Origin of the sequence: Sphaerospermopsis sp. FACHB-1194 (assembly GCF_014696235.1) — a bacterium.
In the GTDB taxonomy this organism is placed as follows: Bacteria; Cyanobacteriota; Cyanobacteriia; order Cyanobacteriales; family Nostocaceae; genus Sphaerospermopsis; species Sphaerospermopsis kisseleviana.
Map to the genome: position 1 here is coordinate 83575 of NZ_JACJPU010000004.1, position 26321 is coordinate 109895.

A 26321-nucleotide genomic window follows, 5' to 3' on the forward strand; every position below is an offset into this window, starting at 1 on the left:
GAATTTGTTGCTGTGTAACCGTTATCTTGAGAAAAGATTAAATAAGATTGCAAAATTTTCGGGGTAGGTATGGATCACCTCCTGCCCCATTTAAAAAATGTTAGATTTAGCTTATTTGGTTTCTTTGTTGTCGTTCTAGGCAAAACAATAATCCATTTCAAGTCTAAAATCTAAAATTGTTTGACTCTAAAATTGAAAAACGAGGAATGAGGAACTATGGCTCAAATTTCAGCTTCTATCACCGGCCAGCTTTCTCGTGATGCTCACATTTGGCAAAACCTGAAGTATGCCATTTCTGCTAGTTCCGGTTTCCAACGCTGGCAACTAGAAAGTAATGCTCAGTTAAAGGGTTTGCGCCTAGAACAGCAAGTACAACGGTATTTACGAGAAACTTTAGAAACTTTAGCTTATTAAGAAAACAACATTTTTCACAATAACCAGGTATAAAAGGAGTCAGGAGTCAGGAGTGATTGATTTTGGATTTTGGATTTTGGATTGTTTTTGTCAACTCTAATCTAAAATCTAAAATCTAAATTTTTAGTAACTATATGTGAAATCTTCCACCAGCATTCCTGGAACTAAAGTACCACCTAATTGACGACTTTCATAAGTACCGACTTCGGGAATAAATTCTTGAAAGTTGGTTAAGTCAACTAAATTTTCTGATCCCCAACAGCGATAAAGACTTTCATCAAAACGGAGGTTTTCTATAGGTGCAACTATTTCTCCATTTTCTACCCAAAAACAGGCATAACGAGTCATACCTGTAATTCTAGCAGTTTGGCGATCGCTCCAATTTAAATAATGCAAATTAGAAACATACAACCCAGTATCTAAACTGCGTAAAATATCAGCAAAAGCTAAATTACCTGTGTTTATTTCTGGAGAACGTAAAGTTTCTGAACTATTAGCACCATTGGCAGGTTTATTATATTCTTTCGCTGTGCGAGAATTAATTAAACTATTTACCAAAACCCCATTTTCTATTAAAGTTAATTCTTCTGGTGCAACTTCTCCTAAATCATTAAACCTGGGAACTAAACCAGATGTGAAATTTTCTTTTAAAACGAATTTAGATGAAAGTTGTTTTTCCTGACGTGATAAAGCAGATAAAGCACTATTTCCCTGTTGAATAGCAGCTTCACTAATAGCACCCCAAGAAAGCATAGCTAATAATTCCGATACAGCAGCAGGAGCAAAATAGGTTTTATAATTTCCCCTGGGTAACTCTTTGGGTTCACGAGACAATAATACTAATTGTTTTTTCCCATCATTTATCTTATCTACATAAGCAGATTCATCCCATTTACTACCAGCAAAAGTACCTTTTACCGCTTTTCCTGATTTGATAATTAAAGAATAATCTAAATTAAAAGAATCAGTTGCAAACCAGTGTTTTTGCCCATTAGAATCACCATAACCTCTAATAATCACTCCCCCAGCATAAATACCAGTAAAATCTAAATTAGCAACCGATTCTAAAATAGAATTAACCACATTTTCCGGTGCTAATAATTTACCTGTATGTACTTCTCTACTAACATTATTTCCTGTAGGTAAAACCAAATAAGGATCAACGGGTAATAGATGTAATTCTTCTCGTAAATCTTGTAAAGCTTGGTATGCTGTTTGCCAATCTATATCCCAGTTACCAGTAAAAGGAAATTTACAGAAACTACTGCGCTGATTTTCCATTAAAGTTAGGGTAATTGAACCATCAGCAACTAGTCCTGTTTGTCTAACTTTAGCATGATTAAAACGGGTAAATTGACTTCTTTCGCTGTTAAGTCTGACGGTAAAATGTTCGCTATCTGCTTTTTTTGCAAGCAGCATTTCTATCAGTTGATTAAAGTTACTTTCTAAGATTGATAATTCTTCAATTTGCATTTTCATTTTTTTAAAAGTCGCTTTAAATGTTCTCAGGATCAATATTTAATTCTCGCAATTTTGCCGCTAAACGTTCTGCTCTTGCGTCTGCTTGTGCTGCTCGTTTAGCTTCTTGGTTTGCTCTTTTCTCTGATTTTACTGCTTTCTTAGTTTCCTCTTCTGCGGTTTCTTCTGGTGTGCAGTTCTGTTTCCACTGGTGGTTCATCACTATATAAATCACTAGGGGGAAATGTGACCTCTGGGGAGATGTCTTTTGTTTGTTCTAAGTCTTGTGCAATCATCATATTGATATAGCATCAAGTAGTTATTGGTTGATTGTAGCATTGATTATACATTTGGCGGTAATTCAATTTGCATAATCTGAAACCGTTTTAGAGACAATTCATGAATTATTCCTACCATAAATGATTACTTTTTAGTGCAATAGATAATTGTCGCCATTTATCACTAACTTCTAAATTAGATGTTTGAGAATCAAATTAAGCATAATTTGCTTTCTAATTATTTAATAGGACAACTAAAACGTCCAGATATTGCTATGTCAATGGTTTAGTCTTTAGGCGCTCGGTGCGGCGTAGCCGCACCATCGCTTGTGCCAGTTGCGTAAGTCCTAATAGTAATAACCTGTGTCAAGATTGAAACAGGTTTAAATTTTAATTTTTTGTGTCTTTTTTATAAAAAGATAATACTTATTTTGAAATATTATGTAGATAATTAAATTTGTGTAAACAACGACTTGGGAATAAATAACCAAGATCACTGAAACAAATTGAGGAAATAGAAACAGCAATTCAAGATAATGAGAAGATTATAAATTACATCCACACAAACAAAACCTTGGGAAATGAGATAAAATAATAATATGATAATAATAATTATTCAAGAGGTGAATCATGGTTCAAACAATAATTAAACCAGTAACCTTTGAGGAATTTATCGAATGGTATCCAGATACAGGATTACGCTATGAATTACATAATGGAGTAATTGTTGATATGAACCCACCATTAGGAGATCATGAATTAGTTATTGGTTTTTTAGTCCGTAAATTATCAGCAGAATTAGATAAACTTGATCTTCCTTATCTCATACCTAAAACAACATTGATTAAATCATCAAGTTCTGAATCGGCTTTTTATCCAGATATTTTATTACTAAATCCTGAAAACTTAGTTAATGAACCTCTGTGGAAAAAAGAATCAACAATTACTCAAGCTGCTTCTGTTCCTTTAGTAATAGAAATTGTTAGTAGTAATTGGCAAACAGATTATTCGACTAAAACTAATGAATATGAATTAATGGGTATTCCTGAATATTGGATTGTTGATTATGCTGCTTTCGGTGGTAGAAGGTTTATTGGTAATCCTAAACAACCCACGATTTCAGTTCATACTTTAATTGATGGAGAATATCTAGTTAATCAATTTAGAGGAGATAATTTGATTGTATCCCCACTATTTCCAGAGTTAAAATTAACTATTGCGGATATTTTACAAAGAATATAATGATCTGGTGTTGTTGCAGATCCCCGACTTCTAATATTAACTTATAAGTTGTAAAAATTAAGTAAATAAAAAGTCGGGGATCTTATTTAATCGGTCTCTAACCACCACCAAAAACTTCTACATTTGCAAATACACAAACAGGTGAACCATGTCCTACCCAAATAGTTTGATTAGGTTCTCCCTTACCACAAAATGGTGTACCGTACATTTCCCAATTTGCATCATTCCCAACTTTAATTAAACTGTGCCAAAATTCGGGCGTAGTAGCTCTATAATTAGGATTACGCAAGGTTTTAGTGAGTTTACCGTTTTCAATTAATTTGGCATATTCACAACCAAATTGAAATTTATGTCTTCTATCATCAATTGACCAAGAACGGTTGGATTCCATGTAAACACCATGTTCTATATCCGCTATCATTTCGGAAAAATTTGTGTTTCCTGGTTCTAAATTTGGTTCTAAATTTAAGTTAGCCATTCTATCAATGGGTGGACGATTCCAAGAAGTAGCACGCGCACAAGCTACCCCTGGCAAACCAGAACGATTTTGACTTTCTAAACTACCTAAACCTCTTTGTAAAATGCCATCTTTAATGATATATTCTCTGGTGGCTTTTGTACCAGTATCATCAAAACTATAACTGGCAAATTCACCTTCAACGGTAGGATCAAAAGTAATATTCATTAAAGGTGAACCGTATGCTAATTTACCAAAATCTTCGGGTTTCACAAAACTACCACCTGCGTAGTTTCTTTCATCTCCTAAAATGCGGTCAATTTCCAAAGGATGTCCCACACTTTCATGAATTTGTAGCATCATTTGATCTGGCGCTAAAACTAAATTAGTGCGTGTATTTGGACATTCTGCTGCTGTTAATAATTCTAATCCTTGTTCAGCAATTTGTTGGACTCGATGCCATAAATTATCTTGTTTTAATACTTCCCATCCACCTTGATAACAATTAGCGTGCATTCCGTTATTACTACGTTGTTGCACAATATTACCATCTTGGGCAATAACACCAAAATGGTTTCCTAAAGAAATGATTTTTTGATAAACTTCTGAACTGTTACTGCTAACAAACCAAGTTTCTTTTTCAGATGTGTTAATATTGGCTACGGTTTGGACGATTTTATCACTAATTTTTAAGCCGTGACAAATTCTCATTAATAAATCATTTATTTCCCCTGGACTGATAGAATTTAATGGTTCAAAAAAGGGTGAGTTATATTCACCGACGACTTTGGGACGGGTATTTTTACTAAAGGGATATATCCAAAATTCACTTGCTGCAACTGCTTGTTTATAAGCTATTTCTGCGGCATTTTGCAATGATGATAATGCTAAAGAGTTGGTAGCAGCATAACCCAAACTACCATTAACCATGACTTCTATCATTGCTCCCATTGTTAATGATTTACCGTTGCTTTGGGGTAAACCATCTCTGACAAAATGGGTTCTGGTTGTTTCTTTGACTGCACGAATACCGATCCAATCAGCAGGAATGTTAAAATTAGATATGGCGGTTGTTAGTTCTTTCCACATAGGTTAAATTGAAAATTAAAAAATTCAAAGTTAAAAATCTGTTTTTACATCATAAGTTATATATGGTGTAAAGAATAATAAACCACAGAGGACACAGAGGAAAAGAGTTTCTGAGATATTGGTTAGTTGTGAATAATTTTTCAAGAGAATGAACCACGTTCAGCGAAGCTGTTCCCGCAGGGTAGGACGCAAAGAACACGAAGGAAGAAGCTATGTAGGGTGCGTTAGCGGTAGCGTAACGCACCATAATTTTAATCAAGGTGCGTTACTAATGGTCATTTTGTTATAGGTATAATTTCAGGATGCCAAAATGTTCCATCTTTTGTGTCAGTTAAAACCACTCCTTTTGCTAAAAGTTCATTACGAATGCGATCACTTTCTGCAAAGTTTTTTGCTTTTCTGGCTTCCCATCTTTTTTGAATTAACTCCTCAATTTCTGCATTACTTATACCATCTTGTTTAGGAGTTTTTGTTTCTGGTTTGGCGGTTAAACCTAAAACATCTGCTAATGTGACTAGGGTTTGCCATTTTTTAAGTAACTCATTTGCTGGGGTTTCTGTTTTTCTTTGATGAACAATAATATTTCCCTGCTTACGTAATTCTTTGGCGATTTCAAAAATAACCGCTAACCCACCAGGAAAATTAAAATCATCATCCACTGCATTAGTAAATTTCTCAACTTCTGATTTATCAATGTTGGCGTTATTTAATTCGATATTTTCCCAACCCAACTTTTCACCGTGTTGATGTCCAAAAAGCAGACCTTCCTTAATAGTATGCCAGCCGTTTGTTGCTGCTAAAATTGCTTCATCTGTGAAATCAATGGGTTTACGATATTGTGCCATTAACACAAATAATCTTAATGCCATTGGGTCAACTCCACGATCTAATAAATCGCGGATTGTGGTAAAATTGCCTAAAGATTTAGACATTTTTTCACCATCAACTTTAACCATGCCATTGTGTAACCAATAGTTAGCTAAAGGTTTACCGGTTACTGCTTCTGATTGGGCAATTTCGTTTTCATGGTGTGGGAAAATTAAGTCAGCACCACCAGCATGAATATCTATAGTATCACCCAAGCGATCGCGCACCATTGCAGAACATTCTATGTGCCATCCGGGGCGGCCTTTTCCCCAAGGTGACTCCCACGCAGGTTCGGAAGGTTTTGCAGCTTTCCACAAGGCAAAATCAAAGGGATCTTTCTTTTTCTGATATTCTGGATCTTCTACGTTTACTCTTTCGCTTGCACCTGCTTGTAAATCTTCTAATTTCCGTCCTGAAAGTTTACCGTACTGATCAAACTTTCGCACCGCATAATAAACATCACCATCAGCAGGATAAGCAAAACCCTTGGTTTCTAAATCATGAATTAATCTTTGGATACCATTCATGGTATGAGTTGCACGAGGATATTCATCTGCTTCTTTTATCCCCAAACGTCCCATATCTTCAAAATATGCCTGGATATAGCGTTCTGAAACCGCTTCCATTGTTGATTTTTCTTCCCGTGCGCGGTTAAGAATTTTATCATCAATATCCGTGAAATTTTGGATATACCGCACATCATAACCAATAAATTGTAAATAGCGACGCACTACATCCCAAACAATACAAGCTCTAGCATGACCCAAATGGCAATAATCATAAACCGTCACACCGCAATAATACATTTTTACCTTACCAGGTTCGACGGTTTTAAATTCTTCTTGACGACGGGTGAGAGTATTGTAAATAGATAGGGTCATAATATAAGGGATAAGGCAATCTAACGATTAGCAATGATAGCGTATGTAGTGAGTAACCGGATAGGTGAGACAGATTAAGTTACAGATACAGTAAAAAGCGATCGCTCTTATCATCTATGATATCTAAATATAGTTCTCTAGTTGATTTCCAGTAATATCATGTAATATAGTTGTCAGAGTTAGGTAACTTATGATTCTAGCTTTACCCAGAACTAAACAAGTAAATTTTGCAGAGTTGGCGTAATTTAACCCAAGATCAAAATGATTTAACTTTATATTTAGGTTTAGGTATAATTTCTGATATTGCAAATCTTCAAACAACAACTATTGCTATTGAGAATTGCATCAATGAAAACATCACTTTAAGCAATTTATAAATGATTCAAAAAATGATAAAATAACTAGCTAACAAACACTTCCCAAGTGACAATTAACAGCTACTCGGATTTTTGCAAATCACGCTAACATTCAAAATAGACTCAAACCCTACTTCATAAATATGACATCAGCAGTTACTTCAGAATCTCACGTAATGGAAGCAACCAAACAGGGATTACCTGTTACCATTATCACTGGTTTTCTTGGCAGTGGTAAAACTACCTTACTAAATCATATTCTTACTAATCAGCAAGGTGTAAAAACTGCTGTTTTAGTGAACGAATTTGGCGAAATTGGTATTGATAACGAATTAATTGTTTCTACAGATGATAATATGGTGGAACTTAGTAATGGTTGTATTTGTTGCACCATTAATAATGACTTAGTTGATGCTGTTTACCAAGTTGTAGAACGTGAACAAAAGCTAGATTATCTAGTAGTTGAAACTACAGGTTTAGCAGATCCTTTACCTGTAGCAATGACATTTTTAGGATCTGAATTGCGAGATTTAACCCGATTAGATTCAATTGTCACTGTAGTAGATGCGGCAAATTATAGTTTGGATTTATTCAACTCTCAAGCTGCATTTAGTCAAATTACTTATGGTGATGTAATTCTGCTCAATAAAACCGATTTAGTTGATGAAGCTGCTTTAAATTCATTAGAGAAAAAGATTAATGATATTAAGGAAGGTGCAAGAATTATCAGAACTAAAAATTCTCAAGTTCCACTTCCTTTAATTCTCAGTGTTGGGTTATTTGAATCTGATAAATATTTTGATTCAGAAACCGATGAACATGATCATCATCATCACGATCATGATCATTCTACCTGCGAACATGAACATCACGACCATGATCATTCTACCTGTGGACATGACCATCACGACCATGATCATCACCACTCTGATCACTTAGAAAATGATGGTTTTACATCCATATCTTTTCAAAGTGATCAACCTTTCTCGATTAGAAAATTTCAATATTTCTTAGATAATCAACTACCCACAAATGTCTTCCGCGCTAAGGGTATTATGTGGTTTGAAGAAAGTCCACAACGTCATATTTTCCACCTTTGCGGTAAACGCTTCACTATTGATGATGATCAATGGAAAGGTGAAAAGAAAAATCAACTGGTTTTAATTGGTCAAAATTTGGATCAAGAGACTTTACTTCAGCAATTAGAAAATTGTCTGTGTTTACCTTCAGTTAGCAAAGGTAAAGGTTTCGGGAAATAGATAATTGGTGATTGGTGATTGGTAATTGAGAAATAAGGGTACAGGGAACAATTAAAAAATTTTCACCCCATCACCCCATACCCTGACTCCTGTGAGGGTTTAGCATTGCTAAACCCCTATCTTTATCGTTAGTAAAAAATCTGAAATATGCGCGTTATTGTTCAAAGAGTTAAATCATCCCAAGTAACTATAGACGGGGAAATTGTTGGTAAAATTGGTCGAGGTTTAAATTTACTTGTGGGTATTTCTCATACTGATACTGATGGGGAAATTGATTGGATGGTGCGTAAATGTTTAGAATTACGTTTATTTCCCGATGATGAAGGTGGTGATAAATGGCAAAAATCTGTACAAGAAATTAATGGGGAATTATTAGTAATTAGTCAATTTACATTATACGGTGATTGTCGTAAAGGTCGTCGTCCTTCCTTTGACCGTTCTGCTACACCCACATTAGCAGTATATTTATATAATCGCTTTGTATCAAAATTACAGGAAAGTGGTTTAAGGGTAGAAACTGGTAAATTTGGCGCGATGATGCAAGTTGCAATTGAAAATGATGGACCAGTTACTTTAATTTTGGAAAAAGAAGCTATTTAGCGACACCCACCCAAAATGAAAAACAGATTTAATCAAGATAGCCAAATCGCTGCTATATGATGAGAGAATATTAACCTAAAGATCATAAAACTTAAACAAACATTCATCATGGCAAAAATCCAATTTTCTAGAGGCATTGACGAACCAGTAGTTCCAGAAGTAAAGTTAACAAGATCACGTAGTGGTGATAGTGGAACAGCAACATTTACTTTTGAAAATCCCCAAGCCTTCAGTGAAAATAGTACAGAAGAAATTACAGGGATGTATATGATTGACGAAGAGGGGGAAATTATCACCCGTGAAGTCAAGGGTAAATTTGTTAATGGTAGACCAGAAGCAGTAGAAGCTGTTTACCTGATGAAAAGTGTAGAAGAATGGGATCGTTTTATGCGGTTTATGAATCGGTACGCTGAAGAGAATGATTTAGGATTAAGTAAATCTTAAATTACTTAGTGGTGATTGGTGATTGGTAATTGGTGATTAGTGATTGGGTTATCAACACTCCACACTTCGCACTCCGCATCCTGCACCCCATCACCCGATTTAATTATATTGTTAAAATAGTAAATATCAGCAGTCAGCAGTTTATAGGAGTAATAATCATGACAGTTGCAACTGCTAAAAAAATGACTTTTGCAGAATTTCTAGAATTTGATGGCGGTACAGATAATTTCTATGAGTTGGAAAATGGGGAATTAATTGTTATGCCTTCTGAAAGTGAACTAAATCAAAGAATAGCAATGTTTTTACTTGCCTATTTTCTCAAATTAGGTATTCCCTATTATCGGTTAAGAATGAAAACAGAAATAGCTGTAAATAGTAAAATGGTAGGGGTGAGAGTTCCTGACTTAGTGATATTTTCCGAAGAACTAGCAGAAGAAATGAAAGAAGCTAAACGTTCCCTAGTTTTAATGGACATGACACCCCCATTATTAGTAGTTGAAATAGTCAGTCCTAACCAAGAAAATCGGGATTATCGTTACAAACGTTCAGAATATGCAGCGCGAGGTATTGCTGAATATTGGATAGTTGATCCCATGCAAAAAAAGGTAACAGTTTTCGAGTGGGTAGAAGGTTTTTATGATGAGCATATTTTTACTGATGATATGGTGATTTATTCCCCTTTATTTTCTGATATTAAGTTAACTGTGGGTGAGGTTTTACAGGGATAAAAATTGATGAAAACTTTAGCAGTAGCAGCAGCAAAACTCACCCAATAATTGAAAAAAGGCCTAAGTATTTATTTCTATATATAGATTATCAAAATATAACATTTCTTCTTCCTTTCTTCTTCCTTTCTTCTTCCTTCCTTCTTCCTTCCTTCTTCCTTCGTGTTCTTCGTGCCTTCGTGGTTTATTAAATCAGTATTATTCCGGTAGGAAGGGAGTAAACTATAGCAAAATTAATAATACAGGACTTACGCAAAAGGGAACGAAAGTAGGGGTAATTCATGAATTACCCCTACGCAAGAATAAGGTTTTCAGTGACATCTTGCGTAAGTCCTATAATAGTAATTGCATTTTCCATATCCATATATGATCAAATCACATCCACATCCAGATAGAGAAAATATCACAGTAAAATGTGCAGTTGTTACCGTCAGCGATACCCGCACATCAGAAACAGATAAAAGTGGAAAATTAATACAGGATTTATTATTATCTGCTCATCATTTAATTGCAGATTATCAAATAATCAAAGATGAACCAGACAAAATCCAAGCATATATAGAAAGTATCAGTAAAAATCAGAATGTAGATGTAATTATTTTTAATGGTGGTACAGGAATAGCACCCAGAGATACTACTTATGATGCGATCGCTAATTTATTAGAAAAGACTTTACCAGGTTTTGGCGAAATATTCCGTTTTCTCAGTTATCAAGAAATCGGTTCTAGAGCGATCGCTTCTCGCGCTGTAGCTGGTATTTATCAAAATAAATTAATCTTTTCCCTTCCCGGCTCTAGTAACGCAGTCCGTCTGGGAATGGAAAAATTGATATTACCAGAAATCATCCATCTTTTCAAACAAATGCAAAATCACTAAAAAACAAGATCCCCGACTGCTCAAAAAATCGGGGATCTAGGCTGTGTTATTGATATTTTGTTAAAAATCTCAAAATTTAATGCTTGTCAAGCATATAGTAGCCAAAATTGCAGCAATGATATAAAACGCACCAACTACTTGCAATTCTGTCCAACCAGATAATTCTAAATGGTGGTGTAAAGGGGCCATTTTAAATAACCGTTTACCTTTCCCATCTGGTCCCTTGGTAGCTTTGTAATAACTGACTTGAGCCATCACAGACAGAGTTTCCACAAAGAAGATACCGCTGAGAATGAACAAGGCTACTAAACTATTAGTAAGCAGTGCTACAGCAGCCAACGCACCACCCAAAGCCAGAGAACCTGTATCACCCATAAAAACACGGGCTGGGTTGCGGTTATGGGCTAAAAAGCCTACACAACTACCACTCATAGCCGCACAGAATATCATCAAATCAGGTGAAGTGGGTGCAATTAAAGCGCCTAAAGCAAAAATTGCGATCGCCACCGTTCCCCCAGCCAACCCATCAATACCATCAGTTAAATTAGTAGCATTGCTTTCTGCAACCAACACAAAACCAGCCACAGGCCAGAAAAGTAAACCCAGAGGCAAAGATAAACCAACCCAAGGCAAGGCAATATTTGTTATACTAAAATCTCTGTTAAACATCATCCAGACACAGAAACCAGTTGCAAAAACAATCTGCAAAACCAATTTCATCTTTGGAGATATACCTTTATTTGATTTTCGATGCAAAATTTGCCAATCGTCGATCCAGCCTATTAAGCCATAGCTGAGAGTTAACACAGAAACAGCAAGTACATCCTGAGCAAAATTAGACAAAATACAAGCAACTGTTACAGCTACAGGTATGAAAAAGATCCCCCCCATAGTCGGAGTACCAGCTTTTTTCAGATGCGCTTGCGGTCCATCTTCCCTAATTATTTGTCCTGTTTTCAAAGCTTGTAGCAACGGCACAACCCAAAAACCAGCAGCACCAGCGCCTACAGCACATAGAAAAAACGGCATAGTCAGCGAATTAGCTTGCCAGAATACTCTATGTCCTAGCCCATCTAAAATCAATGCAGTTGTAGTCAGCGAGAGAGCTAACAGAGAGGCCAGCCCAATTCCAGAAATGTTTAATCCTTGGTTTGGAGATAATTTAGCGTCCACAAAAAATTTCCCTTCACTCCACACTTTTAAAAAACCGAAAACCGAAACTATTGATCAAACCCAGTCCCCACAGTCCTCAAGACTAGTCCTCATCTATACTGATATCGCCATCATCATCATAGTCAAGGTCAGCAATTCCATCTTCTCCCGCCAAAAAATCAGATATTTCTTCTTCAGGCTCCGAAAAAGTCGATTCGTTAAAGTCACGAGCGATGAGACGACCGCTAGACTGCAACCAGTCCAACATCGAAGACTTTTGCTTCAAGGGAATTACAGTAGCTCTTTGGTTCCGGGGTTGCTCATTTAGGGGAGAATTTAACATATCAACGAAGACAGAAAAAGGTACAAGTTCTGGACATTAAGAGTCTATCATTTGATACGGGATAATTTAGTTAATGATTCAACTCTTTGATTGATCTATCCGAATTAAACACAAAAATTTATTTAATAGCCCTACGCCAAACAGCAAGCTATTCTTCGACGATTACACCAGCCTATACATATAACATTTAACCCTTGTTAATCCTGATTTCATAGCTATATTTTGAGGTCAAGAGTTATGGTAACAAAAAGTACGCTTTTAGATGCAATTGCTGGTACAAACCGGGGTTTACTGGCAACTGAAACCCAAAAACAGGCTATCCTAGCAGCGATCGCCAGTCTAGAAGACTTTAACCCCACACCCCGCCCAATGCAAGCCAGCCATTTACTAGAAGGTGATTGGCGATTACTTTACACCACCAGCAAGGCCTTATTAAACCTGGATCGTTTCCCTCTTTGTAAACTTGGTCAAATTTACCAATGTATTCGAGTCGAAACTAACAGTGTTTATAACATTGCTGAAATTTATGGACTACCGTCTTTGGAAGGATTAGTTAGCGTCGCTGCTAAATTTGACCCTGTTTCCGAACGTCGAGTCCAAGTCAAATTTCAACGTTCTATTTTTGGCTTACAAAGGTTAATTGCCTATAAATCACCTGCAACGTTTATCCAACAAATTGAATCAGGCAAAAAATTTACCGCTTTTGATTTTCCCATCAACAGCGACCAACAACAAGGATGGTTGGACATCACTTATCTAGACAATGATCTGCGTATTGGCAGAGGTAACGAGGGGAGTGTCTTTGTGTTAAGCAAAGCTTAAAAGGCATAGGCAATTTATTCGCAAAAAGTGTTTGCGAACGACATTATTCTATTATAGGTACTTTGTCAAGTAGGGTTTGATACTTTTTCGGGTAATTGGTAATTGGTAATTAGGTTATTCATCTTCCCCAGTCACCAGTCACCAGTCACCAGTCACCAGTCACCAGTCACCAGTCACCAGTCACCAGTCACCAGTCACCAGTCACCAGTCACCAGTCACCAGTCACCAGTCCCCAGTCACCAGTCACCAGTCACCAGTCACCAGTCACCAGTCCCCAGTCACCAGTTCCCTAACTTATGACAAATAACTTAACAAATACGCTAGTAAAGACCTTCTAGTTGTAGAGTGAAATCAAATAGCCCTAATTTATTCTCAATTGAACATTCAAAGGGAAGATAATCATGGTTCAACGTGGTTCTAAAGTACGTATTCTCCGCCCTGAGTCCTACTGGTTTCAAGAAGTAGGTACTGTTGCTACTGTAGATCAAAGCGGAATTAAGTACCCTGTAATTGTACGTTTCCCCAGTGTTAATTACGCTGGTGTTAACACCAACAACTTTGCTTTAGATGAATTAGTAGAAGTGGAAGCACCCAAAGCTAAACCTGCTGCTAAAAAGTAAGCAATACAACAGTCATGAGTCCTGAGTGCTGAGAATTGAGTATAAAAACATGGAAAAGCAGTAAACTAAATATGCTGGTTCCATGCCCTTAATCTACGGTTGAGGTATGACTCTAAACTAAACACCCAGCAATCATTACTCTGAAAATGCCTGAATTGCCTGAAGTTGAAACAGTACGACGGGGTTTAAATCAATTAACCCTAAATCAAGAAATTACGGGGGGCGATGTGTTGCTACCACGCACCATCGCCCACCCTTTTTTTGTTGAAGAATTTATAGAAAAAATTAAAACCAGTGCCATTACATCTTGGCATCGTCGCGGTAAATATCTTTTAGCTGAACTCTCCCCTTTTTCCTGGTTAGGCGTTCATCTGCGAATGACAGGGCAATTATTATGGTTAAATCGAAATGAACCCTTACACAAACATACAAGAGTAAGATTATTTTTTGGAGATCAGCAAGAATTACGCTTTGTAGATCAGCGCACCTTCGGGCAAATGTGGTATGTTCCTGGGAATGTACCTGTAGAAAGTATTATTACAGGTTTAGCCAAACTAGCAGTAGACCCATTTTCCCCAGAGTTTACAGTTGAGTATTTAGCAAATAAACTGCAAAAAGTCCGTCGTCCGATTAAAACAGCCTTATTAGACCAGTCAATAGTAGCAGGATTAGGTAACATTTATGCTGATGAGGCTTTGTTTAAAAGTGGCATCTTACCTACCACCATCTGTACAGAATTGCAGAAAAAACAAATAGAACCTTTAAGAACAGCGATAATTGATGTTTTATCCGCCAGTATTGCCGCAGGTGGGACAACTTTTAGTAATTTCCTCAATGTTAAAGGCGTTAACGGCAATTATGGCGGTGAAGCGTGGGTTTATAACCGTGCTGGAGAGCCTTGTAAAGTTTGTAGTAATATCATCCAGCGTATTAAACTAGGTGGGCGTTCTAGTCATTTTTGTTCTCAGTGTCAAAGTTAGTGCTGAGTCTATATCGCTGTTAAAATTTTATGAGGAGAAAAATTATATCTGAAAATGGCGGCCAATTTAGCCGCTTTTTTGTTGACGTTACAAAAATTTATGATTAGAATAGCGACTAGGCAGTTTTGGTAAATATTTATTACTATTTATTACCTAGATTGAAATTATGTTAAGAAATGTGTTTACAAAAGTAACGATTTCTTAATATAATCTAATTAAAAGAAAAATGCAAAATTGATTGTCAACAGTGATGAATCCGATACAAATTCCTTGGCTATCAGCCATAATTTTTTTGCCGTTAGTGGCATCCTTAGCCATTCCCCTCATTCCCGACAAAGACGGTAAAACCATTCGCTGGTATGGTTTAGGAGTAGCTTTTGCAGATTTAGCATTAATGATTTATGCGGTTTGGCAAGGTTACGACTTCCAAAGTTCAGCTTTACAACTCACAGAAACCTATAGTTGGATACCTCAAATTGGTTTAAATTGGGCATTAGCGATTGATGGTTTATCAATGCCCTTAGTATTACTCACAGGTTTAATTAACACATTAGCTATATTCGCGGCTTGGAAAGTAACCAATAAGCCGCGTTTATTTTATGCGTTAATGCTGGTAATGTACAGCGCCCAATTAGGTGTATTCCTCGCCCAAGACTTGTTATTATTCTTCTTAATGTGGGAAATCGAATTAGTACCTGTTTATTTATTGATTTCTATTTGGGGAGGCAAAAACCGCCGTTACGCAGCTACTAAATTTATTCTCTACACAGCAGCCGCATCTATATTTATTCTCGTAGCTGGTTTAACAATGGCGTTTTACGGTGATAACTTCACCTTTAACATGACAGAATTGGGACTTAAAGAATATCCCCAACTGTTAGAATTAGCTCTCTATGCAGGTTTCTTAATTGCTTACGGTGTAAAATTACCTATTTTCCCCTTTCATACCTGGTTGCCTGATGCCCACGGTGAAGCGTCTGCACCTGGTTCTATGATTTTAGCTGGTGTGTTATTAAAAATGGGTGGTTATGCCCTAATTCGCTTTAACATGGAAATGTTAGGTGATGCCCACGCTGTTTTTGCTCCAGTTTTAGCAATTTTAGGTGTAGTCAATATTGTTTACGGTGCTTGTTGTGCTTTTGCCCAAACTAACCTCAAACGCCGTTTAGCTTACTCTTCTATTGCCCACATGGGTTTTGTGTTAATAGGCATTGCATCTTATACCGAAATTGGTATTAGTGGTGCAGTGTTACAGATGGTTTCTCATGGTTTAATTGCTGCTAGTTTATTCTTCTTGTCTGGTGTTACTTATGAACGCACCCATACTTTAATGATGAACCAAATGGGTGGTATTGCTAAGGTAATGCCGAGAACCTTCGCTCTTTTTACTGCTGGTGCAATGGCTTCTTTAGCTTTACCCGGTATGAGTGGTTTTGTGGGTGAGTTAATGGTGTTCTTGGGTATTGGTACTAGCGACGTTTACAGTTCTAGTTTCAAGGTTGTAGTTATTTTCTTATCAGCAGTGGGTGTGATTTTAACACCTATCTATTTACTCTCAATGTTGCGTCAGGTGTTCTACGGTAAGCAAAGTGAAGAGTTACATTTAGATACTGTAGTTGCTGATGTGAAACCCCTTGAGTTGTTCATCACTGCTTGTTTGTTACTGCCTATCATCGGTATTGGTTTCTATCCTAAGTTAGTAACAGAAACTTATGATGTAAAAACTGTAGAAGTTGCGGCTCATGCCCGTCAAGTGTTGCCTGTGATCGCTCGTCAACAACCTACAAGTTTATATTCTCAAATCTTTTCTGCTCCCACTTTAGCTAGTGCTGAGTAGTTGTTAAGTTACAAGTTGTTTTGGGGGTGGTTGTGGAAACTGCCCCTATTTTTTTCTCACGCAGAGACGCAGAGGCGCAGCATTCGGGGGATAAGTTATCCCTGAAACCATTGATTTTCTTTCCGAATGCTTCGCCCTTACTTATTTGAAAATACTTGTAATTGCTTATGCACAGAAGATGGTTATTCCTCATCAAAACCAGCATAACAGGGTTTTCAGGTGGTGTCAAGGGGTCTACTCTTTACTATTGCGGAAATTTTGATTTTTGAAATTAATGTTGAGTTTCCTTGCGTCAACCCAACCTACTACTAAAATATTGTAATCATACTATTCTAAAATTCCTAACAAAATTCTCATTAAATCTTCTAAATCATCAGGAATACGATATAATGAGATATCTTGAAAAATTTGCTGATTTGTTTTATCTAACCTACCAAAACGCCAAGCATCCCCAATAGTTACACATCCATAAAAAATATCACCTTCTTCAACTTCAGAAATAGCAATTAATTCTACAGCTAACTGAGTAAAACCTCGTGTTAAATCATCATTTTTTGCCTCAACTACTAATAAACCGGGATTTCGTTTTAGGAAATAATCTAAATTACCTTTTAACCAATTATTCACAGATAATGGATACTCGATTCTGATTTGACATTGACAATAACGAGCAACTTCTAATAATGTAGGTGCTACTAAAGTTTCTCGTCGTGCTGTTTCGCTACTTAAACTGACTAGAGTTAAAGATTCTTCAATTCTTTGTTTTAACTCTTCTAATCTTTCTAAAGGATGATTACTTTTAGGTAAATCAATATGTCTTCTGAGTAAAGAATAACCTAATTCTGCTAATATTTCATCAGCTTCATAGGTCATTTCAAAGTAAGATCGGAATGTGTAGGATTGATTTTCTGATAATATTTTTCTACGAGTCATAATTTGTCTGAATCAGGTGGTTATCGAGCGACCTGTACTGAGCCTGTCCTGAGCGGTGTCGAAGGGCGCAGTCGAAGTAAGTCAAGATAATATCCAGGATTTGAGGATTTACAGGATGTTTATTACCATCATACATGAGAATAATTAATTTATTGCTACGGAAGATTTAGTAAGTGATGACAAGAAAGTGATTATTTCTTGAATTAATGGATGTTGTTGTAATATTTTAATTTCTTCATCATTGATATTACTAAATATTTTCTCATTGATTGATGTTTCTTTACCTAATACTGTTTCTAAAAATTCCTTGGGTTTACTTTGGGCAAGTTGCCATTCTAAATCATTAAATTCACGTTGGGCGATTTTTTCAATTAATGGTTTATTTTGGAGAAATATAATTTCTATTTCAGGAGTAGCAAGGGAGATTTGAAAAGGAATACCTGAAGATACTTGACGTAATAAATAATTAATTAAATCTTTCTTTTCAAATACTTTAGATGGGTTATCTGTAACTGCATCTATAATAAGAAAAACAGGTATTTTTTGAGTCGCAAGTAGTGAACTAGCTAAAGAACGCGCTCTGTAAGAACTTGCACCTGCTATAAATTTAATATCTTGAATTAAATTTTTTGGTAGCAATTTCTGTAAAATTTCTATATCTTTATCACTTTCTGTCAGGATGTATGCTAGTGTCATGAGAAAATCTCCGTTGTAATGTCGTAATTAGGTATACATTTTTGAACACAAACACGATATTTTTTGACTAGGAATTTACATATACATTTATTTGTGAGTGAATATTCAATTTCTTCTCCTCCCCATAGTAGAATAGTTTGCGGAGAAATAAACCCAGTTAATGTTACTGTTGCTTCTGTAAATCCACTGCGACTAAACACACTACCAATAGCTGATGCTGGTCTTCGTAGCAATTGATTTCTTAGTTTAGCTATAGGTTCAATATTAACCTCGTCACTTGTATCTTTACATTCTATCAAACAGGCTAGGCTATCTGTATAGATTACTCCGTCAATTTGTTCTACTATTTTATCTTGAATTTTGACGATGTAAGGCCAAGCTACTTCTGCACCATCAAGTTGAAATGCACGTAATACCAGATATTCTAATGCTTTACCTGCATCCCAAAAGTTTGAGGTCTTTTTTGCTTTAATTTCTGACCATAATTTGATTAAATCATCCCAGTTATAGCTGGTAATTCTTGCTTGATATTCTGCATCTGTGGTCATGATTTAATTTTAGTTTTTCAGATTTTTATATATTACTATTATGTGCTGTTTGTGATTGTTGTTGGGTTTCCTTGCGTCAACCCAACCTACTAAATTACTAATTTTTAACGAACCACGAAGACACGAAGGACACGAAGATAAGATACAAAGAGAAGAAAAAGAAGCATTATAAATGATTTAATTATATATGATTGTTATAGTTTATTAGATCAGCCTAAAAATTACCATAATGCTCTTTCCGGTTTTATTTCTTTTTCTTTTTCTAACCGAGATTCAATTTCCAATTGCCAACGAGCAATTAATTCTTGTGCTTTAATATATACTTCCCTAGAAGCATCAATTTGTTGAGCTTGGGAAATGGCGCTCTCTAAACCAGCAACCGTACCTATCCAAGCACTTCTTTGGGCTTCACCCAAAACAATAAAATCATCAATTTCTGATTGTAATTCAGCAATAGGCGGAGTTTTTCTAGCAATTTCTAATGCTGTATCTGCATCTTTCTCATTCATTTTCTCCTGTGCTAATTTGAGTATTTTTATAACAAATTCAGATTTTAACTTTTGGGATTCTTGATATACATAACTTTCAGGTTTAATCGCCTCAGCTAATCTAATAGCTTTGAGTAAATTATCTACATTGGGACTTTTTGCTAAATCTTCTGCTTTGTAAAGTTTATCCCGATCTTCCCTAACTTCGACAATAATTTTATTATTAAGTTGGTTCAATGCAGCAATAGCAAAAAATCCCACACCTAAACTAATTAACCATTGCCAAGGTTTATGTTTTTTCTGAATTGGTTTAGCCGTTGTTGTGACTGGTTTACCTGGACTCACTGCAACAGTCCCAGAAGCACTATTTTTAGATTGAATCTTTGTAGTGTTTCTGAAAATATGAACTTGATTTAAACCTTGTTCAATTTCCTTTAATCTCTGTAAAATAACTCTTGTATTTTCAGGACGCTGATTTGCGGTAGGCGCAATTAAGTTATCAATTAAATCTGCTAAAACAGGAGAAATATTAACTGCATATTTTCGCCAATTTAACTCATTAGTCAGAGGATCATAAATAGCTTTATCCTGTGGTTCTTTACCTGTCAGTAAAAATATAAAAGTCCGTCCCAAAGCAAAAAAATCAGACTGTTGTACAGAATAACCGTTTTGTTGTTCTGGTGGTGAATAACCTTGGGAAATAATTCTAGTATGGGAGTTTCCCGCTAAAATTGTGGTGGTGATTTGTCGCACTGCACCAAAATCAATTAAAACCAGTTGCCCACTAGGTCGCAGCATGATATTCTGAGGTTTAATATCACGATGAAAATATTTTTGAGCGTGTACTAAAGCCAGAATTTCTACAATTTGTTTCAACCAATGGATAGCTTGAGTTTCAGTAATAGGTTGATAATTGCGAATTTCCATCCATTGCTCTAAATTTACCCCTTCAATTTTCTCCATTACTAAACAGTGCAATGGTACAGAACTATTTTTAGGTAAAACCGTAAAATAACCATCTGCTTCGACTTTGGGAATACCTGCACTATTTAACTGACTCAAAACCTTAGCTTCTTGTTGAAACAGTTCCACAGCTTTGGGGTTATTCTCAGTCAGCACTTTTAAAACTTTGGTTTTTCCACCGTCGTCAATTTCAAAAGTGTTACCAAAACCACCTTGACCTAGTTGTTTAAGTACCCGATAGCGATTTTGCAGTAGTATTTGTGACCCACAGTTACAGCAAATAGGATTATTTGCATTTGCAGGATCAGCAGGTTTGGCACAGTGAGGATTGATACAATAGGACATCGCGCAAAAATCCGCCCCATCAATAAATGACTGTTATTCATCACCAGTACAGGAATTAAGAATATAAAGTAATCATAATATGTTTAAATATACTCTAAGTAGATTAACATAGTTGTCGTATTTTTGGCAACTGGTTTTACTATAAATAACAAAATAAGTAACGTCTGCTGTTCCCGCAGCGTGCCATTAAGCATATAAATACAAAACTGAATCAAGGGATTCAGGGATAAAAAGGGGAAGAAAATCCCAGGAATAGACATTACAACCATCAAAAGCTGCCCACTTTTCCCCCTGACTCCTGTACGGGTTTAGCACTGCTAAACCCCTACTGACTCCTGACTCCTGACAATTTAATTCTTATTAGTTGTTGTAGTATTTTGAGCAGCTTGTTTACCTAAAATTTCCAAAGCTTTAGCAAATTGGGGATCTTCTAAAGTAGCCAGTTTATCACGTTCGTTTAACCACAACTCTTGTCTTTGGGCATCAGTTAAATCTACTTTGATATCAGGGTCAATACCGTGCTTGTTAATATCTTTACCGCTAGGAGTATGATATTTAGCAATAGTCACCGCTAAACCAGAACCATCTTCCAACGGACGCACAGATTGTACCAAACCCTTACCAAAAGTTTGTGTACCCACTATCGTCGCCCGTTTATTATCCTGCAAAGCACCGGACAGGATTTCACTAGCACTAGCAGAACCCTTATCCACCAAAACTACTAAAGGTTTATTAGTTAAAGCACGTCCTCTGGCTATTTCCCGTTCTTGCTCACCTTGACGATCAATAGTGGAAACAATCGTACCTTTATCTAACCACATCCGGGAGATTTCTATACTGGAAAATAATAAACCACCAGGATTACCACGCAGATCCAAAACGTAACCAGTGACGTTTTTAGCTTCTAACTTATTAATGGCATCTCTCATTTCTTTGCCAGCATTAGCACTGAATTGATTCAGTCGAATGTAGCCAATATTACCTGCTGGACTTGGTTTTTCAGCAAACTTAACCGGATGAATTTCGATTCGCGCCCTGGTGATGTCAAATATTTTTTGCTGACCATTTCGGAGAATTTTCAGTCTGACCTGAGTTCCCGCTTCACCGCGAATTAAAGATACAGCTTGGTTAGTATCCATGCCTTTAGTGCTTTTGCCATCAATTTCTAAGATGACATCTTTAGCTAAAATTCCTACTTTAAAAGCTGGTGTATCTTCAATAGGGGAAATTACAACTAATTCCTTTGTTTTTTCATCCTGACTGATAGTGATACCAATACCTGTTAATTCTCCAGAGGTATCAACCTGCATACTCTTAAATTCCTCTGGATCCATAAACCGGGTATAAGGGTCTTCTAGCTTTTTCAGCATCTCCCGGATGGATGTATAAGCTTCCTGCTGATTACTGTAGGACTTGCTTAAATATTCTTTACGAACAGCTTGCCAATCTACTTGATTAAAAGTCCCGTCTACATATTGACGGTAAACAATTTGCCAAACTTCGTCTACCAATTCCTTGGGACTTGCTTTAAACAAAGCCTGACCACGGGAATTAATACCAAGACTAGTAACAGCAATTGTAGAAAGCGTCACTGCTGTAGCACCTAAAACAAGTCTACTTTTTGTAATCACCATAATGACATCTATGTCAGAGGGAAAATCTATTGTCAGTATGCCCAATCTAACACAGGATTTGGTGATGGGTGATGGGTGATGGGTGATAGGGGAAAAATATTTCTCTCCCGACTTCTCTACGGGCGAAGCATTCGGGCTACCAATTCTCAATTTTATGAAAAGGTTATTTTCCGAATGCTTCGCCCCTACGACTCCCGACTCCCCATTCCCCAAATTAAGGATCTACCCAACGTCCATCAGCTTTAATTAAATTGATCAATTCCTCTACACCTTGATCTTCTGGAACTTTTTTGATTTCTTCTCTGCCACGGTATAAAGAAATAAAACCAGGATTTTTACCTACATAACCATAGTCAGCATCGGCCATTTCTCCTGGTCCGTTGACAATACAACCCATGACGGCAATATCTAAACCTGTTAGGTGTTTGGTTGCTTCCCGGACTTTGTGTAACACTTCTTCTAAGTTAAATAAAGTTCTTCCGCAAGAAGGACAAGCGACATACTCAACCATTGTTTTCCGCAAACCTAAAGCTTGCAGAATGCTGTAACAAACGGGAATTTCTTTTTCTGGTGCTTCTGTCAAAGATGCGCGAATTGTATCACCAATACCATCGGCTAATAATGTAGCTATTCCCGCAGTAGATTTAATTCTGCCATATTCCCCATCTCCGGCTTCGGTTACACCCAAATGTAAAGGATAATCCATGCCTAAATCATCCATGCGTTTGGCCATTAACCTATAGGCTGCTACCATGACGGGAACTCGTGAAGCTTTCATGGAAATAACGATGTTGCGAAAATCCAAAGATTCACAAATGCGGATAAATTCTAAGGCAGATTCTACCATTCCTTCGGGAGTGTCACCGTAGGTAAATAGCATTCTTTCTGCTAACGAACCATGATTCACTCCTATCCGCAAAGCTTTACCTTGATCTCTTAGGGAAACTACCAAGGGTTCTAAGGTTTCACGGATTTTCTCGCCAATTTCGTCAAATTCGGCTTTTGTGTATTCGGTGCGGTTGGTGTTGGGTTTTTCAAATACATACAACCCTGGATTGATACGTACTTTTTCGATATGTTTAGCTACTTCCAGGGCAATTTTCATGCCATTGTGATGCACGTCGGCAACAATGGGAACATCACGGTAAGTTTGCTTTAATTTCTGTTTAATTTCTGCTAAGGCTTTGGCATGAGCCATACTAGGAACTGTAACGCGGACAATTTCGCAGCCAATTTCATGAAGACGACGAATAGCTGCTACAGAACCATCAATATCGAGGGTATCTTCGTTAATCATTGACTGTACCACCACAGGGTAGCCTCCGCCAATGGTGACATCTCCTACCTTGACAGGACGAGTTTTGCGGCGTTTGATGGTGGTGTCAAAGACGGGTTGACTGGATGTAATGTTGTTAGTTTCAAGGGGTGGTAGGGTTTGCATAGCCTCAACAGGTAGATTTTCTGTAGCTAAAATATCAGATTGCAAGGGGTTATGTTTCTCAGATTGCCATAGTTGAGGCTCTTTTGGGTGGTGAAGTGGAAAATTTCCAACTTCATTTTGTTAGCATTTATTAAATGGTATTGATAGGTTCAACGCTATTGATATGAATCCTACTGTCACTCGATTACAGGAACACATTGAATATCCCCGTGAGGGAGTTTTAAGCAAGGTGCTGGCAAAAGATACAGTTTGTCAATATACTCTCTTTTGTCTAGCAGCTAATACGGAAATTTCTGAACATACCTCTACACGCAATGCTACTGTCAATGTTTTGGAAGGTAGAGGTTTATTAACTTTATCAGGAGAAGAAATTCTACTCGAACCCGGAGTTTTTATTTTTATGCCTGCTAATGCCCCTCATGCGTTACAGGCTGAATCTAATTTATCATTTCTGCTCACACTTTCTGAAAGGTCAGCAGATATTAATTAATCATTTTGGGAGGTTTGGAAAATGTTAACAGCAATTTCTACCTTTACTCAGCATTTAGATTTTTCTCAATCAGAAATAGAAGCAATACTTTCTACACCTTTAGATGAGGTACTGAAATCAGAAGCACTAAAACAAGAATTAGACAGTTTAGATATTCAATTACTGCGTGAAACTTTACCCACAGCAGGACAAGTTTTAGCTGAAAATTTACCGCTTTTCTATCATTGGTTAAAAAACGAATTAGGGGTTAAGCGTGTTCCTGATAGTCCAGATCATACAACAAAATGGGTAATTAATTTTCTCCATCATCAAGAAAGTTTAAATCACCTCGTTGAGTTACATCATCCAGTTCCACCAGCAGCTTTAGAAGAAGCTGTTCCTCGTTTAGTTAGTTTATTTGATGGTGTGGAAGATGTCAAAGTTCGTCAGGAATGGGAAAAAGCGGTTGCTGCACTTTGTTTAGTTTTGGTTGTTGATAAAAGACAGAATAATTCGTAATTCGTAATTCGTAATTCGTAATTGCTGTCAAAATTAAAAATTTACAGAATTTTAGGAAAAACTTGATTGATTTTTGCTGACCATCCTGTAAATCCTGAAATCCTGGATATCCTGATTCAGACAACATTACCATCTTATTAACACTAACTCAGAGATTTGGACGATGTTGAATCCAAGGATTAGCGGTTTCTAATTGTGCTGCTAAACTAATAATAGTAGACTCGTCCGCAGGTTTACCTATTAATTGCACACTCAGGGGTAAACCATTACTATCAAAACCTACAGGAATCGCTATTGCAGGTAATCCTGTTGCGTTTGCTACTGGACAAGGTGCAACCCATTTGATAATATTTTGAAATGTCTCTTCTGGGGTTAAATTTTGCCATTCACCAACTTTAATGGGTGAGTGCAAATAAACCGGTAATACTAACACATCAATATTATCAAAAAAGGCGACAATTTGCCGGGAAACTATCTGCATTTGTGCTAAAGCTTGCAAATATTCACCCGCAGAACCGGTTCTAGATAATAAAAATTGATTCAATGGTTGCAGTGCTTCTAGGGGTATTCCTGCTGCTGCTACTCCAGATTGCCATACTATTTGAAATGGTGCTACTAAACCACTCATATCAGGACATTTTTCTGCTATTTCATGTCCCATTTCTGCTAATAATTTAACTGTTTTTAATACTCCTTGTTTGCAGTTTGTGTCAGCATCTCCCAAGGGAGTAATACTGGTACTAAAAGCTATTTTTAACTTCTGGGTTTTTACTTGGGTTGCTGCTAAAAATGAAGGTTCTGGATTTGTCAACCAGTAAGGATCTCCGGTAATATATCCAGAAATCACATCTAACATGGCTGCTGCATCTGATACAGTTCTAGCTATGGGACCATGAACAGCAATTCCTCCCATACGATCGCCTACCGGTGCTTGTGTGACTCTTCCCCTTGCTGGTTTAATTCCCACTACACCACAACAAGCCGCAGGTCCTCTAATTGAACCACCACCATCTGAACCTTGAGCGATCGCACATAATCCTGCTGTCACAGAGGCCGCAGCACCACCACTAGAACCCCCAGGAGTATATTCTAAATTCCAAGGGTTTCTAGCTGGGGGAAAACCTGTAGGTTCACTGTAAGGATAAGAACCTAATTCAGACGTGGCAGTTTTTCCCAAAATTGTAAAACCGGCTTGTTTAATCTTGCTCACTACGCCATCATCATAGTTAGAGATATTTTTAACGAAAGCTGGATTTCCGTAAGTGCAAGTAACACCAGCTACGGCGTTTAAATCTTTAATAGAAATGGGAACACCAAAAAATGGCGGTAATTCTGAAGCGGTTGTGAGTAATTCTGTTTTTGCTTTAGCGTCAGCAATAGCTAAATCTGCTGTGACAGTAAAATAACTTCCTAATTGGGGATTGAAGCGAGAAATTCTATCTAAATATAGTTCTGTCAATTCGAGAGGTGAAACTTCCCGACGACGAATTAATTGTGCTAACTCTAAAGCTGGGGTAAAAGCTAAATCAGTTTCATTCATTGTTGTAATTTGCAACTTTAAATTTGCAACTTTAAATTTTATACA

Annotated in this window: 28 protein-coding genes and 1 pseudogene; 15 read left to right on the forward strand and 14 right to left on the reverse strand. The window is 36.8% G+C overall.

What is annotated here, in order from left to right; translation table 11 throughout:
• Positions 1 to 216 precede the first annotated feature (216 nt).
• A complete protein-coding gene (locus tag H6F45_RS03885; protein WP_096570288.1) occupies positions 217 to 414 on the forward strand; it encodes a hypothetical protein in 198 nt (65 codons plus the stop codon).
• A gap of 123 nt (positions 415 to 537) precedes the next feature.
• Here H6F45_RS03885 and H6F45_RS03890 read toward each other — a convergent pair whose 3' ends face one another.
• The 3 genes and pseudogenes from H6F45_RS03890 to H6F45_RS26345 all read right to left on the reverse strand — a co-directional run.
• Complete coding sequence (locus H6F45_RS03890; protein WP_190346511.1) at positions 538 to 1887, reverse strand: TldD/PmbA family protein; 1350 nt, start codon at positions 1885 to 1887, stop codon at positions 538 to 540.
• A 22-nt stretch (positions 1888 to 1909) separates the two neighbouring features.
• A complete protein-coding gene (locus tag H6F45_RS03895) occupies positions 1910 to 2095 on the reverse strand; it encodes a hypothetical protein (protein ID WP_242052554.1) in 186 nt (61 codons plus the stop codon).
• A pseudogene (locus H6F45_RS26345) lies at positions 2055 to 2171 on the reverse strand (Uma2 family endonuclease); the annotation flags it as partial. The pseudogene H6F45_RS26345 and the gene H6F45_RS03895, both read right to left, overlap by 41 nt.
• A 609-nt stretch (positions 2172 to 2780) precedes the next feature.
• Here H6F45_RS26345 and H6F45_RS03900 point away from each other — a divergent pair.
• A complete protein-coding gene (locus H6F45_RS03900) occupies positions 2781 to 3392 on the forward strand; it encodes a Uma2 family endonuclease (RefSeq protein WP_187038931.1) in 612 nt (203 codons plus the stop codon).
• A gap of 97 nt (positions 3393 to 3489) precedes the next feature.
• Here H6F45_RS03900 and H6F45_RS03905 read toward each other — a convergent pair whose 3' ends face one another.
• Both H6F45_RS03905 and cysS read right to left on the reverse strand, forming a co-directional pair.
• Positions 3490 to 4938 (reverse strand): TldD/PmbA family protein, encoded by a 1449-nt coding sequence (locus tag H6F45_RS03905; RefSeq protein WP_190346512.1) that lies wholly within the window; start codon positions 4936 to 4938, stop codon positions 3490 to 3492.
• Positions 4939 to 5213: 275 nt separating this feature from the next.
• Complete coding sequence (gene cysS / locus H6F45_RS03910) at positions 5214 to 6686, reverse strand: cysteine--tRNA ligase (RefSeq protein WP_190346513.1); 1473 nt, start codon at positions 6684 to 6686, stop codon at positions 5214 to 5216.
• A gap of 227 nt (positions 6687 to 6913) precedes the next feature.
• Here cysS and H6F45_RS03915 point away from each other — a divergent pair, with 227 nt between their 5' ends.
• The 6 genes from H6F45_RS03915 to H6F45_RS03940 all read left to right on the forward strand — a co-directional run bounded on the left by H6F45_RS03915 (position 6914) and on the right by H6F45_RS03940 (position 10946).
• A complete protein-coding gene (locus H6F45_RS03915; RefSeq protein ID WP_162501819.1) occupies positions 6914 to 7063 on the forward strand; it encodes a hypothetical protein in 150 nt (49 codons plus the stop codon).
• A 122-nt stretch (positions 7064 to 7185) separates the two neighbouring features.
• Entirely contained in the window at positions 7186 to 8301 is a 1116-nt protein-coding gene (locus H6F45_RS03920; protein WP_190346514.1) for a GTP-binding protein, read from the forward strand.
• Positions 8302 to 8448: 147 nt separating this feature from the next.
• Positions 8449 to 8901, forward strand: coding sequence for a D-aminoacyl-tRNA deacylase (dtd, locus tag H6F45_RS03925; RefSeq protein ID WP_137665999.1), 453 nt, complete (start codon positions 8449 to 8451; stop codon positions 8899 to 8901).
• Positions 8902 to 9009: 108 nt separating this feature from the next.
• A complete protein-coding gene (gene psb28, locus H6F45_RS03930) occupies positions 9010 to 9345 on the forward strand; it encodes a photosystem II reaction center protein Psb28 (protein ID WP_096570300.1) in 336 nt (111 codons plus the stop codon).
• Positions 9346 to 9503: 158 nt separating this feature from the next.
• A complete protein-coding gene (locus tag H6F45_RS03935) occupies positions 9504 to 10073 on the forward strand; it encodes a Uma2 family endonuclease (protein WP_190346515.1) in 570 nt (189 codons plus the stop codon).
• 366 nt (positions 10074 to 10439) lie between these two features.
• Entirely contained in the window at positions 10440 to 10946 is a 507-nt protein-coding gene (locus H6F45_RS03940) for a molybdenum cofactor synthesis domain-containing protein (RefSeq protein WP_190346566.1), read from the forward strand.
• Between the two features lie 69 nt (positions 10947 to 11015).
• Here the strand turns inward: H6F45_RS03940 and mraY are convergent, their stop codons facing one another.
• Both mraY and H6F45_RS03950 read right to left on the reverse strand, forming a co-directional pair.
• Positions 11016 to 12119, reverse strand: coding sequence for a phospho-N-acetylmuramoyl-pentapeptide-transferase (mraY, locus tag H6F45_RS03945; RefSeq protein WP_236103950.1), 1104 nt, complete (start codon positions 12117 to 12119; stop codon positions 11016 to 11018).
• 82 nt (positions 12120 to 12201) lie between these two features.
• Positions 12202 to 12441: a DUF3134 domain-containing protein gene (locus H6F45_RS03950; protein WP_096570306.1), complete on the reverse strand. Its 240-nt coding sequence runs from the start codon at positions 12439 to 12441 to the stop codon at positions 12202 to 12204.
• Positions 12442 to 12678: 237 nt separating this feature from the next.
• Here H6F45_RS03950 and H6F45_RS03955 point away from each other — a divergent pair, with 237 nt between their 5' ends.
• From H6F45_RS03955 to H6F45_RS03975, 5 genes are all read left to right on the forward strand, one after another.
• A complete protein-coding gene (locus H6F45_RS03955; RefSeq protein ID WP_190346516.1) occupies positions 12679 to 13263 on the forward strand; it encodes a PAP/fibrillin family protein in 585 nt (194 codons plus the stop codon).
• Between the two features lie 102 nt (positions 13264 to 13365).
• Positions 13366 to 13563: a hypothetical protein gene (locus H6F45_RS03960; RefSeq protein ID WP_190346517.1), complete on the forward strand. Its 198-nt coding sequence runs from the start codon at positions 13366 to 13368 to the stop codon at positions 13561 to 13563.
• A 101-nt stretch (positions 13564 to 13664) separates the two neighbouring features.
• Positions 13665 to 13883, forward strand: coding sequence for a photosystem I reaction center subunit IV (locus tag H6F45_RS03965; protein ID WP_096570310.1), 219 nt, complete (start codon positions 13665 to 13667; stop codon positions 13881 to 13883).
• Positions 13884 to 14029: 146 nt separating this feature from the next.
• Positions 14030 to 14863 (forward strand): DNA-formamidopyrimidine glycosylase, encoded by an 834-nt coding sequence (locus H6F45_RS03970; RefSeq protein ID WP_137665995.1) that lies wholly within the window; start codon positions 14030 to 14032, stop codon positions 14861 to 14863.
• Positions 14864 to 15113: 250 nt separating this feature from the next.
• The gene (locus H6F45_RS03975; RefSeq protein ID WP_190346518.1) at positions 15114 to 16700 is read left to right on the forward strand and encodes an NAD(P)H-quinone oxidoreductase subunit 4; all 1587 of its coding nucleotides are present in this window, start codon (positions 15114 to 15116) and stop codon (positions 16698 to 16700) included.
• 327 nt (positions 16701 to 17027) lie between these two features.
• Here the strand turns inward: H6F45_RS03975 and H6F45_RS03980 are convergent, their stop codons facing one another.
• The 6 genes from H6F45_RS03980 to ispG all read right to left on the reverse strand — a co-directional run bounded on the left by H6F45_RS03980 (position 17028) and on the right by ispG (position 23748).
• The gene (locus H6F45_RS03980) at positions 17028 to 17633 is read right to left on the reverse strand and encodes a hypothetical protein (RefSeq protein ID WP_190346519.1); all 606 of its coding nucleotides are present in this window, start codon (positions 17631 to 17633) and stop codon (positions 17028 to 17030) included.
• 144 nt (positions 17634 to 17777) lie between these two features.
• The gene (locus H6F45_RS03985; RefSeq protein WP_190346520.1) at positions 17778 to 18329 is read right to left on the reverse strand and encodes a hypothetical protein; all 552 of its coding nucleotides are present in this window, start codon (positions 18327 to 18329) and stop codon (positions 17778 to 17780) included.
• On the reverse strand, positions 18326 to 18877 hold the full coding sequence (locus tag H6F45_RS03990) for a restriction endonuclease (RefSeq protein WP_190346521.1): 552 nt from the start codon (positions 18875 to 18877) through the stop codon (positions 18326 to 18328). Before H6F45_RS03990 ends, H6F45_RS03985 begins: the two co-directional genes overlap by 4 nt.
• A gap of 221 nt (positions 18878 to 19098) precedes the next feature.
• On the reverse strand, positions 19099 to 20673 hold the full coding sequence (locus H6F45_RS03995; protein WP_190346522.1) for a serine/threonine-protein kinase: 1575 nt from the start codon (positions 20671 to 20673) through the stop codon (positions 19099 to 19101).
• Positions 20674 to 21023: 350 nt separating this feature from the next.
• Complete coding sequence (gene ctpC / locus H6F45_RS04000; RefSeq protein ID WP_190346567.1) at positions 21024 to 22307, reverse strand: carboxyl-terminal processing protease CtpC; 1284 nt, start codon at positions 22305 to 22307, stop codon at positions 21024 to 21026.
• Between the two features lie 214 nt (positions 22308 to 22521).
• Positions 22522 to 23748: a (E)-4-hydroxy-3-methylbut-2-enyl-diphosphate synthase gene (ispG, locus tag H6F45_RS04005; RefSeq protein ID WP_096570327.1), complete on the reverse strand. Its 1227-nt coding sequence runs from the start codon at positions 23746 to 23748 to the stop codon at positions 22522 to 22524.
• 163 nt (positions 23749 to 23911) lie between these two features.
• Between ispG and H6F45_RS04010 the strand changes: the two genes are divergently transcribed.
• Positions 23912 to 24238 (forward strand): cupin domain-containing protein, encoded by a 327-nt coding sequence (locus tag H6F45_RS04010; protein ID WP_190346523.1) that lies wholly within the window; start codon positions 23912 to 23914, stop codon positions 24236 to 24238.
• Between the two features lie 21 nt (positions 24239 to 24259).
• Positions 24260 to 24736: a hypothetical protein gene (locus tag H6F45_RS04015; RefSeq protein WP_190346524.1), complete on the forward strand. Its 477-nt coding sequence runs from the start codon at positions 24260 to 24262 to the stop codon at positions 24734 to 24736.
• 148 nt (positions 24737 to 24884) lie between these two features.
• On the opposite strand, the gene H6F45_RS04020 is transcribed toward H6F45_RS04015, so the two are convergent.
• Positions 24885 to 26276 (reverse strand): amidase, encoded by a 1392-nt coding sequence (locus tag H6F45_RS04020; protein WP_190346525.1) that lies wholly within the window; start codon positions 26274 to 26276, stop codon positions 24885 to 24887.
• Between the last annotated feature and the right edge of the window lie 45 nt (positions 26277 to 26321).